General features: G+C 46.9%; 15 protein-coding genes. 8 read left to right on the top strand and 7 right to left on the bottom strand.

The window, feature by feature from the left end; all coding sequences use genetic code 11:
• Window positions 1-20: 20 nt before the first annotated feature.
• Window positions 21-881, top strand: coding sequence for an MBL fold metallo-hydrolase (locus H6H02_RS20215; RefSeq protein ID WP_190821070.1), 861 nt, complete (start codon window positions 21-23; stop codon window positions 879-881).
• A 170-nt stretch (window positions 882-1,051) separates the two neighbouring features.
• Here the strand turns inward: H6H02_RS20215 and H6H02_RS20210 are convergent, their stop codons facing one another.
• The 3 genes from H6H02_RS20210 to H6H02_RS20200 all read right to left on the bottom strand — a co-directional run bounded on the left by H6H02_RS20210 (window position 1,052) and on the right by H6H02_RS20200 (window position 4,149).
• Window positions 1,052-1,333, bottom strand: coding sequence for an antibiotic biosynthesis monooxygenase (locus H6H02_RS20210; protein ID WP_190434699.1), 282 nt, complete (start codon window positions 1,331-1,333; stop codon window positions 1,052-1,054).
• A 236-nt stretch (window positions 1,334-1,569) separates the two neighbouring features.
• Window positions 1,570-2,430: a nucleotidyltransferase domain-containing protein gene (locus tag H6H02_RS20205; protein WP_190821068.1), complete on the bottom strand. Its 861-nt coding sequence runs from the start codon at window positions 2,428-2,430 to the stop codon at window positions 1,570-1,572.
• A gap of 177 nt (window positions 2,431-2,607) precedes the next feature.
• The gene (locus tag H6H02_RS20200; RefSeq protein WP_190821066.1) at window positions 2,608-4,149 is read right to left on the bottom strand and encodes a hypothetical protein; all 1,542 of its coding nucleotides are present in this window, start codon (window positions 4,147-4,149) and stop codon (window positions 2,608-2,610) included.
• Window positions 4,150-4,621: 472 nt separating this feature from the next.
• Between H6H02_RS20200 and H6H02_RS27740 the strand changes: the two genes are divergently transcribed.
• Complete coding sequence (locus H6H02_RS27740) at window positions 4,622-4,756, top strand: hypothetical protein (RefSeq protein WP_277922581.1); 135 nt, start codon at window positions 4,622-4,624, stop codon at window positions 4,754-4,756.
• A 19-nt stretch (window positions 4,757-4,775) separates the two neighbouring features.
• Here the strand turns inward: H6H02_RS27740 and H6H02_RS20190 are convergent, their stop codons facing one another.
• Both H6H02_RS20190 and H6H02_RS20185 read right to left on the bottom strand, forming a co-directional pair.
• Window positions 4,776-5,582: an alpha/beta fold hydrolase gene (locus H6H02_RS20190; protein ID WP_242040795.1), complete on the bottom strand. Its 807-nt coding sequence runs from the start codon at window positions 5,580-5,582 to the stop codon at window positions 4,776-4,778.
• Between the two features lie 167 nt (window positions 5,583-5,749).
• Window positions 5,750-6,403, bottom strand: a complete 654-nt coding sequence (locus H6H02_RS20185; RefSeq protein ID WP_190821061.1) for a hypothetical protein — start codon at window positions 6,401-6,403, stop codon at window positions 5,750-5,752.
• Between the two features lie 44 nt (window positions 6,404-6,447).
• Between H6H02_RS20185 and H6H02_RS20180 the strand changes: the two genes are divergently transcribed.
• Window positions 6,448-6,600, top strand: coding sequence for a hypothetical protein (locus H6H02_RS20180; protein WP_190821059.1), 153 nt, complete (start codon window positions 6,448-6,450; stop codon window positions 6,598-6,600).
• Between the two features lie 388 nt (window positions 6,601-6,988).
• Here H6H02_RS20180 and H6H02_RS20175 read toward each other — a convergent pair whose 3' ends face one another.
• Complete coding sequence (locus H6H02_RS20175; RefSeq protein WP_190821057.1) at window positions 6,989-7,720, bottom strand: hypothetical protein; 732 nt, start codon at window positions 7,718-7,720, stop codon at window positions 6,989-6,991.
• Between the two features lie 150 nt (window positions 7,721-7,870).
• On the opposite strand from H6H02_RS20175, the gene H6H02_RS20170 reads away from it, so the two are divergent.
• From H6H02_RS20170 to H6H02_RS20150, 5 genes are all read left to right on the top strand, one after another.
• Complete coding sequence (locus tag H6H02_RS20170) at window positions 7,871-8,554, top strand: response regulator transcription factor (protein ID WP_190821055.1); 684 nt, start codon at window positions 7,871-7,873, stop codon at window positions 8,552-8,554.
• Window positions 8,551-10,020: an ATP-binding protein gene (locus H6H02_RS20165; protein ID WP_190821053.1), complete on the top strand. Its 1,470-nt coding sequence runs from the start codon at window positions 8,551-8,553 to the stop codon at window positions 10,018-10,020. The genes H6H02_RS20170 and H6H02_RS20165 overlap by 4 nt, the downstream gene beginning before the upstream one ends.
• 14 nt (window positions 10,021-10,034) lie before the next feature.
• Window positions 10,035-10,550 (top strand): hypothetical protein, encoded by a 516-nt coding sequence (locus tag H6H02_RS20160; protein WP_190821051.1) that lies wholly within the window; start codon window positions 10,035-10,037, stop codon window positions 10,548-10,550.
• The gene (gene fusA, locus H6H02_RS20155; protein WP_190821048.1) at window positions 10,547-12,631 is read left to right on the top strand and encodes an elongation factor G; all 2,085 of its coding nucleotides are present in this window, start codon (window positions 10,547-10,549) and stop codon (window positions 12,629-12,631) included. The genes H6H02_RS20160 and fusA overlap by 4 nt, the downstream gene beginning before the upstream one ends.
• Before the next feature lie 198 nt (window positions 12,632-12,829).
• On the top strand, window positions 12,830-13,183 hold the full coding sequence (locus tag H6H02_RS20150; protein WP_190821046.1) for a DUF6464 family protein: 354 nt from the start codon (window positions 12,830-12,832) through the stop codon (window positions 13,181-13,183).
• A 41-nt stretch (window positions 13,184-13,224) separates the two neighbouring features.
• Here the strand turns inward: H6H02_RS20150 and H6H02_RS20145 are convergent, their stop codons facing one another.
• Complete coding sequence (locus tag H6H02_RS20145) at window positions 13,225-13,443, bottom strand: transposase (RefSeq protein ID WP_190821044.1); 219 nt, start codon at window positions 13,441-13,443, stop codon at window positions 13,225-13,227.
• Window positions 13,444-13,613: the final 170 nt, after the last annotated feature.

The following is a 13,613-nucleotide window of genomic DNA, read 5'->3' as shown; positions in this document are numbered from 1 at the left end:
TAGTTTAAAGCAGAACACTTATGCAGATTCATCATCTCAATTGTGGCTGTATGTGTCCGGTCGGTGGGGCGCTCTTCGATGGCTTCAGTCGCGGTCTGACGGCTCGCCTCGTCTGTCACTGTCTGCTCGTCGAGACAAACCAGGGGCTTGTTCTAATCGATACTGGCTTCGGTCTGCGCGATGTTAAGTCACCTTACGAGCGACTCAGCCCGTTTTTTATTCATTTCAACGGTATCCAGTTCGATCGCAAGTATACGGCGATCGCTCAGGTCGAGCAACTAGGATTTTCCCCACGGGACGTGCGCCATATTGTGCTTACCCACCTCGATTTCGATCATGCTGGTGGGCTGGAGGATTTCCCTGAAGCAATCGTACACGTAATGCAGCCTGAAATTGACGCAGCCCAGGATCGGCGCGGTTTCATTCCCAGCCAGCGCTATCGTCCCGACCAGTGGGACGAGGTGAAACGCTGGAAGTTCTATTCGCCGGGGGGCGAACCCTGGTTTGGCTTCCAGGCTGTGCGCGATCTTGAGGACCTACCGCCAGAGATTCTCCTCATCCCGCTTGCGGGTCACACGCGGGGTCATGCTGGCGTTGCCATCCAGACATCAGAGGGTTGGCTGCTGAATGCTGGCGATGCCTACTTTTACCGACACGAGATGGACTCCTTCGAGCCACGTTGCACACCGGGAATGCGGTTCTACCAATGGATGATGGAGGTGGATCGCGAGGCGAGGCTCCACAATCAAGATCGGCTACGTGCATTATCGCGCGATCGCAATAACGACGTGCGCCTCTTTTGCAGTCACGATGCGATCGAATTCAAAGCATTCGCCGACCAGTCCAGCGACCCTCAGAACTTGAAAATTCATCATTCATGAAGTCTGCGTCAATCAGATTGATTGAAGAAGCAGAAATTAAGAGCGATCGTGGCGAAAACAGGAGACTATGCTCAGTTAGTCCCCGATTTGATGGAATATTTGGGATAGGCAAGTTGGATTTGTGTCATCGCCATGCAGACAGACTTGTAGGGAATTCCTACTACGCGATCCTACAAAGTGCCCGACTCTAGTTGCTCCAAGTATATGAAATCAGGAGCCTTTACTCCGGCTTCAGCTCTGATTCTAATGAGTTTAGGAGATTCAAAAAAACGCTTGGCATCGTCTATCGATGTCCACGATGAGAAATGCACCACTTTGTTGGGATCGCTTTCATACTTTAAGACCTGATACGACCTCTCTCCAGCTTCCCTTCTTATGTCGGATGCATTGTCAAAAACCTTCTTCCACGACTCGTAGTCTTCAACTTCATGGATAATTAACACGTATTGCATAATTTATCTAGCTAGTAGTGTTTCTTTGTTACCTAACCGATGCTTGGGATATTTGTGTTGGTAGTAGTGGATCGCGAGGCGAGGCTCCACAATCAAGATCGGTTACGCGCATTATCGCGCGATCGCACTAACGGCGTGCGCCTCTTTTGCAGTCACGATGCTGTCGAGTTCAAAGCGTTCGCCGACGCTTTCAGCGACTCCCAGAACTTGAAATTGCATCATTCATGAAGTCTGCGTCAGTCAATAACTAACCGACGATTGCCATACCATTGACTCAAATCATGCTCAATTCCTTCAAGGATTGCGATCGCATCCATCATTAATTTTGCATCAGCCGCTAACAAAGCAAAGACTGACTCAACCCGTTGTTGATAGTTCTGTGGACAGAGGGCAAAGTTGTTGGCAACTGCCACCGCACCTTTCTCATTCAATAGGTATTCTTCATTGAGTGCAAATAATACCTGATTCATACAAGCTACGCTACGGAAACAGCAACCTGCTGCATAGGCAACATCACCGCGTGCAATTGCCTTTTGTGCAATGAACAGTGAAAAACTAATTTCCCAGGCAAAAGTATTAATAGTTGCTTGTTCAAGCTGAATAGGATAAGGAGTTGTCTTTGCCTTTAAAGCGTCTAAAACGTTATACGGATCGTAAAGTGGCAGACAAATTGCAACTTCACCCATATAAATAGAGGACACAAAGCCGTGTGGATGCCCTGGTTGGTAATCAATAGTAATTTGCCCAGCATGACAATCACCAATGACACGATTAACCTGAGCCACATCACGATAGAGAAAATCTACAGATACTCCTTCTACCTTTAGCCAACCACCGCCATTAATCCATTTTCCCCATCCACCAATTGGGGTGATTAGATTTGCGCAGTGGTTGTCGTCAAGTTCAGAGGCAAGGTGATTTAGAGCAGTCACATCAAGCGGATTCTCTGGGTTGTAATAGATTCCCAGATCCACATCTGACTTGTGTGTATGGTTGCCTCGTGCCCTTGAACCCCCTAGAGCGATCGCTGCAATTCCCTGAATTGACTGTAAACGTTCAACAACACGGTGGATGAACTGAGGCAACTGCTGATTCATATTGGCTCCATTTTTACCACCAATTCAAAACCATTTCACATGAGATGCTAACAGACAACTTCCAAATAACACCCTCACTCATAACATAAGCTGCACAACTATTAGTTGTACCGCATTCGCTATCAAGCAGCACCCGATTCAACTATATTTCTCCTCTAAATAATCCTTATATAAACTTTATAGAATAGAAATACTATTTAAGTGTTTATAATCATGACCTTTATTGTCAGGCTTTATAGAAGAATGACCATTTTGTTTTGATAGAATTAATTCTGCCCAATTATTAAGGCTTCTATCGGATATCCAATGTTCAAATTCATGTAGAGAATGTACAACTGGCGGCACATTCATTCCCATACGAGAGCAATAATCAGTTTGTTTGATCATTTCCTCGAATACTGAGGCGGCAGCAATACTGTCATAGAAAGTTAGGACGAGAGGAATTACTGGTTTGTCGTGAAGATTCAGAGCTTGTACTGTTCTACTAATTTGCTCAAATGCGGAGTGGATACGACACCAAAGATCAGCAACTTTATCAGCCTGGAAATAAGCGCTTGTATCGGAAGACATAACGCTGCTTTTGCATTCTAATACTATATATGAACTTGGAGTATTAATAATAAAATCAGCACGTTTGTCTTTGTTAGAATTAGTGTTTCTGACTTCAGGAATTCTGTTAAACGAGTCAGGACTAATAACAGGAAGAAGTACATTTTCAAGATAATCTTCAAATGCACTACTTAATAATTGCTCTAGTTTTTTTCTATTATTGTCCTTAAAAGTAATACCTCTAATCTGATTCCAGCAAGATTCAGTAAAAGAAAAAGGATCTGGCAAACAAAATTCTTGGTGATTCAATTCAACAAATGGAATCTCTAAAAAATGATTGTAAAAAAACGGCTGATAAAAATTAGGCACGCTACCAAAGGTTTGATTAACTTTTCTACGAAAAGAATTATCAACTTGTGTGGTAAGAACCGCACTATTTTGCTTCACAAATATTTCTAGATTTTCGGGCGTGATCCCTAATTTATGAACTTCTTCATCTATTAAATTGGCGAACTGAGATAAATTACAGAATCCTTGTTTTTTAGATTTTTTAAATAAAGCTAAGCAGCCTAGAATTTGTTTAAAGTAATCTGAATGGTTTAGCTTTGTATATCTTGAAACCTCATTAGAAAAATTTTTTTCAGAATAGTTATCTAGCAACTCAATAAATTTGATTGTTCGCCGTATGCGAGAGATTGGGTATCCAAAACCTGCATTTTGGAAAGAAACTATCCGTTGAAAAAACAAATAAGCTACATGGTTACGAATTACTCCTAAATCAAAAACTTTACTTAATTCTAAAGACCAATTTTTTACTATTGTCTTATTATCACTTTCCCATTTTGTGAGAGAACTTAATAGAACTTCTGCTTCTTTTTCAAGAAGATATTGCTCTGAAATAGTATGTCCGCTCCAGTTATGGTAAGCATTAATTAAATTATCAAACGCCTGAACACTAATATTCTCACGCCGATGGGGATTACCTGCACTAGCTAGTAACATGAGCCGGACAGCATAATTGCGTTCGGCATTGCGCTTCACCCAGTCTACAGGAGCTGAAGGTTGAGTTTCCCAAATTTGCCAGCATTTCTTAGTTCCAATCTCCAGGACGGAGGTTGAATTGTAACGCCTAATAAACTCTCGTAACTCAGAAAAACTTTTAAAATTCATTTATGTTGCTAGAAATTTATTGAGTTGGTACACCAAACTTCAATATGAAGTTGAGCGAGAAATGACTTACCATAAAAACTTTTACAGTAAACATACACCTAAAATTTTGAAGTCGTCTAACGTCCTAACATCGCTAAGAAGATAGTTTTACCGGATCTACCACTCGCAAAACCATAGTTACTGCGAGAGCTGCTGCATAAATGCGGTATGTTTTGGTGCCGCCAACCCTGACTGCAACACAGCAAGCACTCCTCCCTATTCCCAGTCAGTCAATAGGTCATGCGCTGCCAACCACAAGCCTGGAAACACCTGACTCCGAATCACCCCATCCTGATCAGCTGACAGTGGAATACAACGAGGCTATCCCAAAGTTCCTAATTCAGCCAACAGCTTTATACCCGAAATCGTTGAGATTCCTATCAAACTAACCCGATTTCAACTTCCCCTGGCGGTTCTAACACACTTGCAATCTTTGTTAGATCGTCAGGATAAGGGTCATACGCCGTCTCAAGCAGAACGACAGGAAGCAGAAGGATTTGTTGAACTGGCATGGCAGAATTTTACTATGTTATTTTTGCCCTCAACATGGGTGATGAAGCAAGCATAGATGACAACGGAGTTCTTAGTTAGACAACTGCTAGGCAGGTATCGAGTGCTGTAGCAAACGGCTCAGGCGCATCAAGCATGAGCCAGTGTCCTGTAGCGGGTAGAGTGATTGTGGTTAGTGCTGGACGGAGGACGTGAAGGCTGAACGGCGAGTTATTCGACGGAGCAAGAATAGCGTGAGCGCGTGCCCCTGGCGAAGCGAGATACCTATCGAGAGCTTCCACTGCTTTAAAGGCGAACAAACCGCGAGACGTTCCCAGCAGCCGATCCTTTGGGGTAGCAGCAAGGCGGGCGAGTATTTGCTCTTGCGTTGCCAAGGTGCCCCCCGCCAGTGCGTTGCGGAAAGAGTCTTCCAGGACTGCTCGCCAGTCGTCAGTTGCCAGCGCTGCTTGCATCGGAACTATTTGTGACTGATATACCTCTGCGGGGCATTGAGTGCAATCGATTGGTGGATCTACCAGTACCAACTGCGCGATCGCGTTAGGTTTAGCCGCCGCCGCAGCGAGTGCGACGCAAGCGCCGAAGCTGTGCCCAACGAGCGCGATCTGCTCAAGTCCAAGGGCTTCTAATACAGCCAAGAGATCCGCTGCACACGAGGCGGGAGAGTAGTCATCATCCGCAGGCGGTGAGGAAGCTCCGTGTCCCCGCAAATCGATCGCGATCGCACGTCGAGTCCGGGCGGCATAAGCAAGTTGTTCATCCCAGAGGTCTGCGGAACACGCCATACCATGCACAAACACTACTGGCAACAGCTTGCATTCCATAGTGATGACAGGTGCAGAGGCTTCAAGGATGCGAATGCTAACGTTCTGAGCAGCGAGAGTCATGAAGTGCATACTGCTTTCCCTTAAGCCTTAATTGCTTCAAATCATCGCAATCACCCTACAGATTAATCTTAAAGCATTGTCTCTAGTCCAATTTCTGCTCAAACACTGGTCAAGCACCTCAAATACACAAACTGCTGTTCCTGTCCCTGCTACGTGATTAGCCCTGCTCACTGTTCCCACTCTACTTGAACAGGTTTTATCTCTTGTTCGTTGTATGCCGTGAGGCTAGCTCTCACATTCCCGTTCGACCAACTCATACCTGTGAGGTGATACTTGTAGTCCTGTCCGTATTGTGTACGAGCTATCTCCACTGCTTTAGCTCCAGCCGCGCCACCTCGCGTGAAGTGCATCATGCCAGCAGGTAATACTACGAGCGCTACCCCAAGGATGAAGGCAAACTTCGGAGTGGAGGCAGAATGCCCAGAGTTAAAGCTTTCCGATACTACAGGTGCAGCTCGCAGCTGTGTGTAGATCCAAAAATGAAGGGCGATCAGCGTAATTGTAAGTAAAAGCGACAGACAAAGACCGACCGGATCGAGGCGAAATTCAGTTCCCCAGAGTTCTGCTGGCTTCAAAAATGGAAGCAGTATGAATACGCTGACGAAGTAAGAGAGCATGAAAGCAGCGAACCAGGTGACGATGTGAACGGCACGCAGGCTACCCCGAAAGAGAAACACACCCCCCACTACAGCTAGGATGTTCAAGCTGGATGAATAGCTCTTTTGCTGTGATATGCAATAGACCAGATACGCGATATCGAGAATCCCGACCGCGATCAGCACAATACCCACCCGCTTCAAAATAGCGCGATATTTGTACATTTGTTTTCAGGTCTAACAACTAGCGTTATCGGTTGCAGATCAGCTTGAACTCAGCACAAGAAGCGTTAGTCAATCCGGTACACGCAGTTGTTAGCTATGCCACTAAACAAGTTGAAGTTCCATTTGCATATTACAACCCTCACAGGGGCAAAGTCGTCCAACTCCTTTCCGAAACCATGACTATCTCAACAGATTGATATGACCTGAAAAGTTTTCCCAATTTAAAATCCCGGCACTCGTATCCTGAATGCCGGGAAAGAAGTAATCGCTGAGCCTATATGAGAGATTTCCGGTTTCCGCAGAATCAATCTGATGCTGTGAGGTTTTTCCACTAAACTACCCCCGCATATTTAGAGCAGGGGACGGGATTTGAACCCGCGTCTCGCTAGCCTCGTTCTACAGAGAATGATACAGGAAGCGATTTTTCAAGATGAGATTGGAGCAATAGCTTGAGCTTTATTTTGAGCTTAATGCGCTAGGGCGGCTTTACCATTTGCCTACCCCCAGATCAACTGGGGGGCAGGATTTGAACCTGCAAATACCCTACTCGCTAAAAATGAACTTGTACTCCAAATCCAGTGTAGTTTAATCTGCAAATAAGTAGCCAAAAATCGCATTGGCAACTTGCCGCTGCTGCACTTCTCTGCCATTGGCTTCTTCTCTAGCTTGAATCACAGCTTTTTGTAATACATCCACTCTACGCAGCAGTCGATTCACGCGGTCTTGAGGAAGTGCCCCTGAGAACTCAATCAAACTCCAGGTTCCTTCCACAATATCTTTGGAAACCTCCTTGATTTGAGCAGGGTGATGTTCCGTTGCTTCATAGGCAACCACAAAATCAGTAATTTTCTTTGTTTTCACAGTTTCTTTGGGACTGGTGACGTAGCATCCTCGATTGGGATCATGCTGCCAGTCTTTGTCAATCGAAAGCACGGGTAGCGAAGCAATGAACGTCTTCACATCCTGAAGCTGCTTTTCGAGAAATAATAGATAGGAAACAGGAACATCTGCAATAATAGTCTGTCCATCTACTGTTACAGATGCTTTAGCCTCAGTATTAGCATAGTCCTGAGTAGCTGATAGGTCTAAAAATTCAGAGCAAGATTGCACAAATTTCTCGATCAACTCCTCAGCCTTCAGCGTCAGTTTTTGCGATTCAGGAGGATATACAAATCCATCCTCTTCTCTAGGCTGATAAGTTCTGCTTAATCCTTGAAACAAGGTACTCTTCTGACCTAGTTGCGATACTTCGGCTTTGCCTTTGTTGGCGTTTGCTTTAACAGATTGCAACACGGCGATCAACTGATTTAGCTTCATATAATTACCAAAATTGGTCAATTCAATTATTGCCTAGTCGATAGAGCCAATTTCTGAATTTGCAGGAAAAAATTATTGGAACCTGTCGCTTACAGATAACCACAGGCTAAACTGAATAAACGCCCAAGCTGCCCGACGCATGAGAAACCCATGCATATTCTGTTCGTTGAAGATGAAGCGAAAATTGCTAACTTTGTCCGAGCCGGATTGAAGGAACAGGGGTTTGTCGTCGATTACTGTGACAACGGAGACGAGGGCTATACTCGCGCCTTGGATAACGAGTATGACGCGCTCGTGCTTGACATCATGGTGCCGGGAAAAGATGGTTTGTCTATCCTCAAGAGCCTGCGCCGGAAAGGACAGAATGTGCCAGTCATTTTGTTGACTGCTCGTAATGAATTGGATGACCGACTTGAAGGTCTAAATTTGGGTGCTGACGACTATATCGCGAAACCATTTTTTGTTGAAGAACTCGTTGCCCGCATTCATGCAGTGATACGTCGGACTGCGGGCGATCGCCAAAATCTGGTTTGCGTCGGCCCGATCAAGCTCGACCGCATCACGCGAGAAGCCACCTGCAATCAGCATATTGTAGAACTCACCACCCGCGAGTTCAATCTTTTGGAATATCTGATGCGATCGCCCGGACGAGTCTTCACCCGAACGCAAATCTTGGAACACATCTGGGGCTATGACTTTAATCCCAATACCAACGTAGTCGATGTGTGTGTTCAACGCATTCGCAAAAAGATTGATTCCATCGGTGGCGCGGGTTGGGTTGAAAGCATTCGCGGTGTTGGCTATCGATTTCGCCAATCAGAGGCTCAACAGTGAAGTTGCGTTCCTTCCGTATCCGAATTGCTCTATTGTCTGCTGTTCTTGCAGGTAGCGCCCTCGTCGGGTTTGGATTAATTTCCTGGTGGCTGATTTATGAGGCAAAGGTGAGCCGTCTGGATGCAGAACTGGAAAGCCAATTGATGCGGGTAGGTCGCCCTCGACCGCGCGGCTGGCAGTCCTATGAAGGCTCACTTGGGCAGTCGTTCGGAACTGATACAAAAACAGCGATCACCTTACTAATTATCGGTGCAGATAACAATGTGCTGTATCGTTCCGAGCAATGGACTGCCGATCTCGATACCAGAAACCTTTGGACATCGCGCCGCCAATTGCCGCCGTTTCCATCACCCCCTTCCGATCGCCCAACAGCCCCCTTTTCCGAAACCAACCCGCCATTTCCAGCGCGATCGCAACCGCCGCCGGATCGACCGCCGCCTACGCCTCGATTCGTCACTCAGCGCACCGCAAGCGGAACATGGCGGATTGGTGCAGTTACAACACCTTTTGCTCAAATTGCGATCGCAGTGAGTTTAAACGCGATCGCAACTGAGATGGTCGTCATCCGCAACATCTTCCTGATTTCAATTCCAGGGGTACTTCTGCTTGTAGCCGGGGGTGCGTGGGCAATTGCTGGAAGCACCTTGCATTCCATCCGACGGCTAACCATGAGTATTGGGAATGTCACCGCTAGCGGTTTGGAACAACGGGTTCCCATCGGGACAACAGATATTGAATTTGTCGAATTGATTCAGGTTTTCAACAAAATGTTGGAACGTCTGGAACGTAGTTTTAAACAAGCATCCCGCTTTAGTGGAGATGCTGCCCACGAACTCAAGACTCCGCTGGCGATATTGCAAGGAGAACTGGAACGCACCTTGCAACAAGCCGATCCCGGTTGCGAGGTGCAACAAAGCCTGAGCAATTTGCTGGATGAAGTGCGCCGACTGACGGGGATTGTGCGGAAACTGTTGCTGCTTTCCCTAGCAGATGCCGGACAAATGAACCTGTATCGGGTTGAGGTGGATTTGTCCGGCTTGTTAATTGAGATGCTGGAAGATATCGAATTGCTGGCACCGCATCTGGAGATTCAAACAGAAATTGCTGACGGTTTGCGCGTACAGGGCGATCGCGACTTACTCATTCAAGTCTTGCAAAACTTGATTAGCAATGCCATTAAATACAATCTCCCGAATGGCTGGATTCGGATTCATGCTCGTCGTCAGAGTACAACTGTGTTGATTACCATCAGTAATTGCTCTCAAGAAATTCCTCTGGATGAACGAAACCGCATTTTTGACCGTTTCTATCGCGGCGATCCAGCCCGAACGCGCAAAGTAGAGGGAATTGGTTTAGGACTGAGCTTGTCGCGGGAAATCGCGCGATCGCATCGTGGTAATCTGACGCTTGATCCGACATTATCTGGACAGACTGCATTCACGCTAACCTTACCCGTAGGCTTGTAAAAGCAGTGTTCTTTTTGGACAGTGCAAGCTTTCCCGTCACTCAGTTTTCGTTGAGAATATGCCTTCAATCGCGAAAGCGATCGCGATCCTGTTTCACGAAGCTGCTAACCGCTCCAAACAGGAAGATTCAAACAGAACCAACCCCCCCACATCAACTGTCAGCACTCTTACGAGAACGAGGGGGCGAAAAGACTGCCAAGCCCTACAAGAGCCGCTACAACCTAGAGTTGCCAGCAAGCGAACTCCGAGCATCTGGCTTGGTAGAGAACAGTGAGATTGACGCGATCGCTAGTAGCGGCTGCGATATCGCTGATTCAAATATGTCTAATCTCTCTAACCACTGTCACCTTGACATTCCACAATTTACAATTAGTAATGTTGCCAGAGATACGCAAAAGGATTTCTTTATATTCCGCGTAATTGAAATCCAGCCTGCACTGGCTACAAAGGCAACATTGATTTCCTGGCTTGTAATGCTTGCAGGTGGTCGCCAACGGTTCGTTGTATTTACTCTAGAGACCAATTTATGAAAGACCTGACTCGTTATCGAAACATTGGCATCTTCGCTCATGTCGATGCTGGCAAGACCACCACAACTGAAAGAATCCTGAAACTGACAGGTAAAATCCACAAAATTGGTGAAGTACACGAAGGCGCGGCGACGACGGACTTCATGGAACAGGAGCAAGAGCGCGGGATTACCATCCAGTCAGCTGCGACTACCTGTTTCTGGAACGATCACCAACTGAACATCATCGATACCCCAGGACACGTTGATTTCACCATTGAGGTCTACCGTTCCCTGAAGGTTCTTGATGGTGGTATTGGTGTTTTCTGTGGTTCAGGTGGAGTCGAACCACAATCTGAGACCAACTGGCGCTACGCCAACGACTCCAAAGTCTCTCGCATCGTCTATATCAATAAGCTTGACCGCACAGGCGCTGATTTTTACCGAGTCGTCAAGCAAGTCGATCAAGTGCTTGGTGCCAAGCCACTGGTGATGGTGCTGCCGATTGGTATTGAAGAACAGTTTTCCGGCGTGGTCGATCTGCTGACCCGTAAGGCATGGGTATGGGATAACTCTGGCGATCCGATGAACTATCAGATCAAAGAGGTTCCTGCCGATATGGTCGATCAGGTCGAGACCTACCGCGAACAGTTGATTGAGCTAGCGGTTGAGCAGGACGATGCTGTGATGGAACAGTATCTCGAAGGGGAAGAGCCGTCGATGGAGGATATTAAGCGTTGTATTCGCAAGGGTACTCGCGACTTGGCGTTTTTCCCGACCTACTGCGGCTCATCGTTTAAGAATAAGGGCGTACAGTTGGTGCTGGATGCTGTGGTTGACTACCTGCCGAACCCGATGGAGGTCAAACCGCAGCCAGAGGTGGATCTGGAAGGGCATGAAACAGGCAAATTTGCGCTTGTCGATCCAGACAAACCATTGCGGGCACTCGCGTTTAAGATCATGGACGATCGCTTCGGTGCTTTAACCTTCACTCGCTTGTACTCCGGTACATTGTCCAAGGGCGATACCGTACTTAACACCGCCACAGGTAAGACCGAGCGGGTCAGCCGCTTGGTTGAGATGCATGCAAATTCTCGCGAAGAGATCGACTCAGCTCAGGCGGGTGACATTGTGGCGATCGTCGGCATGAAGAACATCCGAACCGGACACACCATCTGCGATCCCAAGAATCCCGCCACGCTGGAGCCAATGGTCTTTCCAGAACCCGTCATCTCCATTTCGGTCAAACCGAAGCTAAAGGGGGGTGAAGAAAAGATGGTCGCCGCGCTCACAAAGATGGTGCAAGAAGACCCATCTTTCCACATGGTGACAGATGAGGAGAGCGGCGAAACGATCCTCAAGGGAATGGGCGAACTACATCTCGACATCAAGGTGGACATTCTGAAGCGCACCCACGGGGTAGAGGTTGAGGTGGGTAAACCTCAGGTAGCCTACCGCGAGTCGATTACGAAGCGCCTCGAAGACAGCTACGTCCACAAGAAGCAGTCTGGTGGTTCTGGTCAATTTGCCAAAATTGGCTATGTCATTGAGCCGGGTGAACCAGGAAGCGGTTTCCAGTTTGAGTCAAAGGTGACGGGTGGTAGTGTGCCGAGAGAGTATTGGCCAGCAGTGGAAAAAGGCTTTGAAAGCTGCGTCGATCGCGGTGTATTGGCTGGGTTCCCTTGCTTGGACTTGAAGTTCACGCTGCTTGAAGGAGGTTTCCACCCAGTAGACTCGTCGGCAATGGCGTTTGAGATTGCAGCAAAAGCCGCTTATCGGCAGTCTGTTCCTAAGGCTGCGCCGCAGTTGCTCGAACCGATCATGAATGTCGATGTCTTTGCGCCAGATGATTATATGGGCGATATCATCGGGGATCTTAACCGTCGTCGGGGGATGATGAAATCTCAGGAGACAGGTCAGACGGGGGCACGCATTAAGGCAGATGTGCCTTTGAGCGAAATGTTTGGCTACATTGGCGATCTGCGTACCATGACCTCTGGGCGTGGACAGTTCTCAATGTCGTTCTCACACTATGCTCCTTGCCCCAATAACATCGCGGAAGAGGTGATCAAGGAAGCCAGAGAGCGTCAGGCTGCGAACTAAGGGATTGGCTCCGGCGGAGTGATTCGTCGGGGTCAATAACCGATGGCAATCCTTAAGTCGTGAGATTTTTGCGTAGTGTGAGCGTTCTGCTTGCGTTCAGTTCCATGCAAGATGCCCGCACTACGCATTCTTATGACTTAAATAGGATTGTTGTAGATAGATGTGAATTTTCTGGCGGTCTGTCGATATTAATTGGTTATGAAGCTGAATCCTTTGCCTACAGAAGTCATTCTGAGCCATTCTCGTTCTACCCTTAGTCATCTATATCTAGACTGGCATCCTGAGCCGGGAGCTTATCTGGAAGTCGAGGGTCAAACGTATATGGTTTTAGAACGTAGGCATCGCTATCTGCTCAAATCGGGTCGTTATCAGCTTCACAAGATTGCTCTATACGTTCAAAAGTTCGATACCCCGGCAGAGTGCAGTCTGTTGGATGGGCGCTGGGTGATTGGAGATATCACCTGCTCATACAATGCTCGCTCTGAGTTGTTTCGATGTGCGATCAATCCCAGTGGGCCTTGCGATCGCTGCGTTCATTATCAGTCTTTTTAGAATCTCTCTTCCTCTGGTCATTTACGGCTTATATCAATTAGCTAAATGTTTGCTACAGATAGCCCCTCAACAAGGAATTGCCACTTTGTTAAAGAAGTGATATCTTGTACGGTTAACTTATCCAGAATCTTTTTGAGAGAGTCTCTTAACTCATCTAAGTTATCAAACAGTTCCCACTTCATATCTTTCTTGATAGCTTTCCATAATCTTTCTATTGGATTAGCTTGAGGACTATAGGGGGGCTGAAAAAGAATTGCCACATTCTCTGGTAAGTAGCTGGGACTAATTAAATATAAGATGGGATAGGTTCTCTAAACGGAGTGTTCCATTATTTATGCCAGCTCCGATTCGGATTATCTTAAGCGAAGCAGAGGACTCGATGTTGAGCGAGTTGCGAGTTGCCCAAACAGTGCCGCAACGCACTCGTGAC

It is taken from the genome of Coleofasciculus sp. FACHB-1120, from assembly GCF_014698845.1.
In the GTDB taxonomy this organism is placed as follows: Bacteria; Cyanobacteriota; Cyanobacteriia; order Cyanobacteriales; family FACHB-T130; genus FACHB-T130.
Note: the sequence above shows the minus strand (reverse complement) of the source record. Positions and strands in the feature narration are given on the sequence as shown.

Excerpts from the sequence above, each read along its gene's own strand:
- H6H02_RS20215 (WP_190821070.1), top strand. The coding sequence starts at position 21 with ATGCAGATTCATCATCTCAATTGTGGCTGTATGTGTCCGGTCGGTGGG.
- H6H02_RS20210 (WP_190434699.1), bottom strand. The coding sequence starts at position 1,333 with ATGCAATACGTGTTAATTATCCATGAAGTTGAAGACTACGAGTCGTGG.
- H6H02_RS20205 (WP_190821068.1), bottom strand. The coding sequence starts at position 2,430 with ATGAATCAGCAGTTGCCTCAGTTCATCCACCGTGTTGTTGAACGTTTA.
- H6H02_RS20200 (WP_190821066.1), bottom strand. The coding sequence starts at position 4,149 with ATGAATTTTAAAAGTTTTTCTGAGTTACGAGAGTTTATTAGGCGTTAC.
- H6H02_RS20190 (WP_242040795.1), bottom strand. The coding sequence starts at position 5,582 with ATGACTCTCGCTGCTCAGAACGTTAGCATTCGCATCCTTGAAGCCTCT.
- H6H02_RS20185 (WP_190821061.1), bottom strand. The coding sequence starts at position 6,403 with ATGTACAAATATCGCGCTATTTTGAAGCGGGTGGGTATTGTGCTGATC.
- H6H02_RS20175 (WP_190821057.1), bottom strand. The coding sequence starts at position 7,720 with ATGAAGCTAAATCAGTTGATCGCCGTGTTGCAATCTGTTAAAGCAAAC.
- H6H02_RS20170 (WP_190821055.1), top strand. The coding sequence starts at position 7,871 with ATGCATATTCTGTTCGTTGAAGATGAAGCGAAAATTGCTAACTTTGTC.
- fusA (WP_190821048.1), top strand. The coding sequence starts at position 10,547 with ATGAAAGACCTGACTCGTTATCGAAACATTGGCATCTTCGCTCATGTC.
- H6H02_RS20150 (WP_190821046.1), top strand. The coding sequence starts at position 12,830 with ATGAAGCTGAATCCTTTGCCTACAGAAGTCATTCTGAGCCATTCTCGT.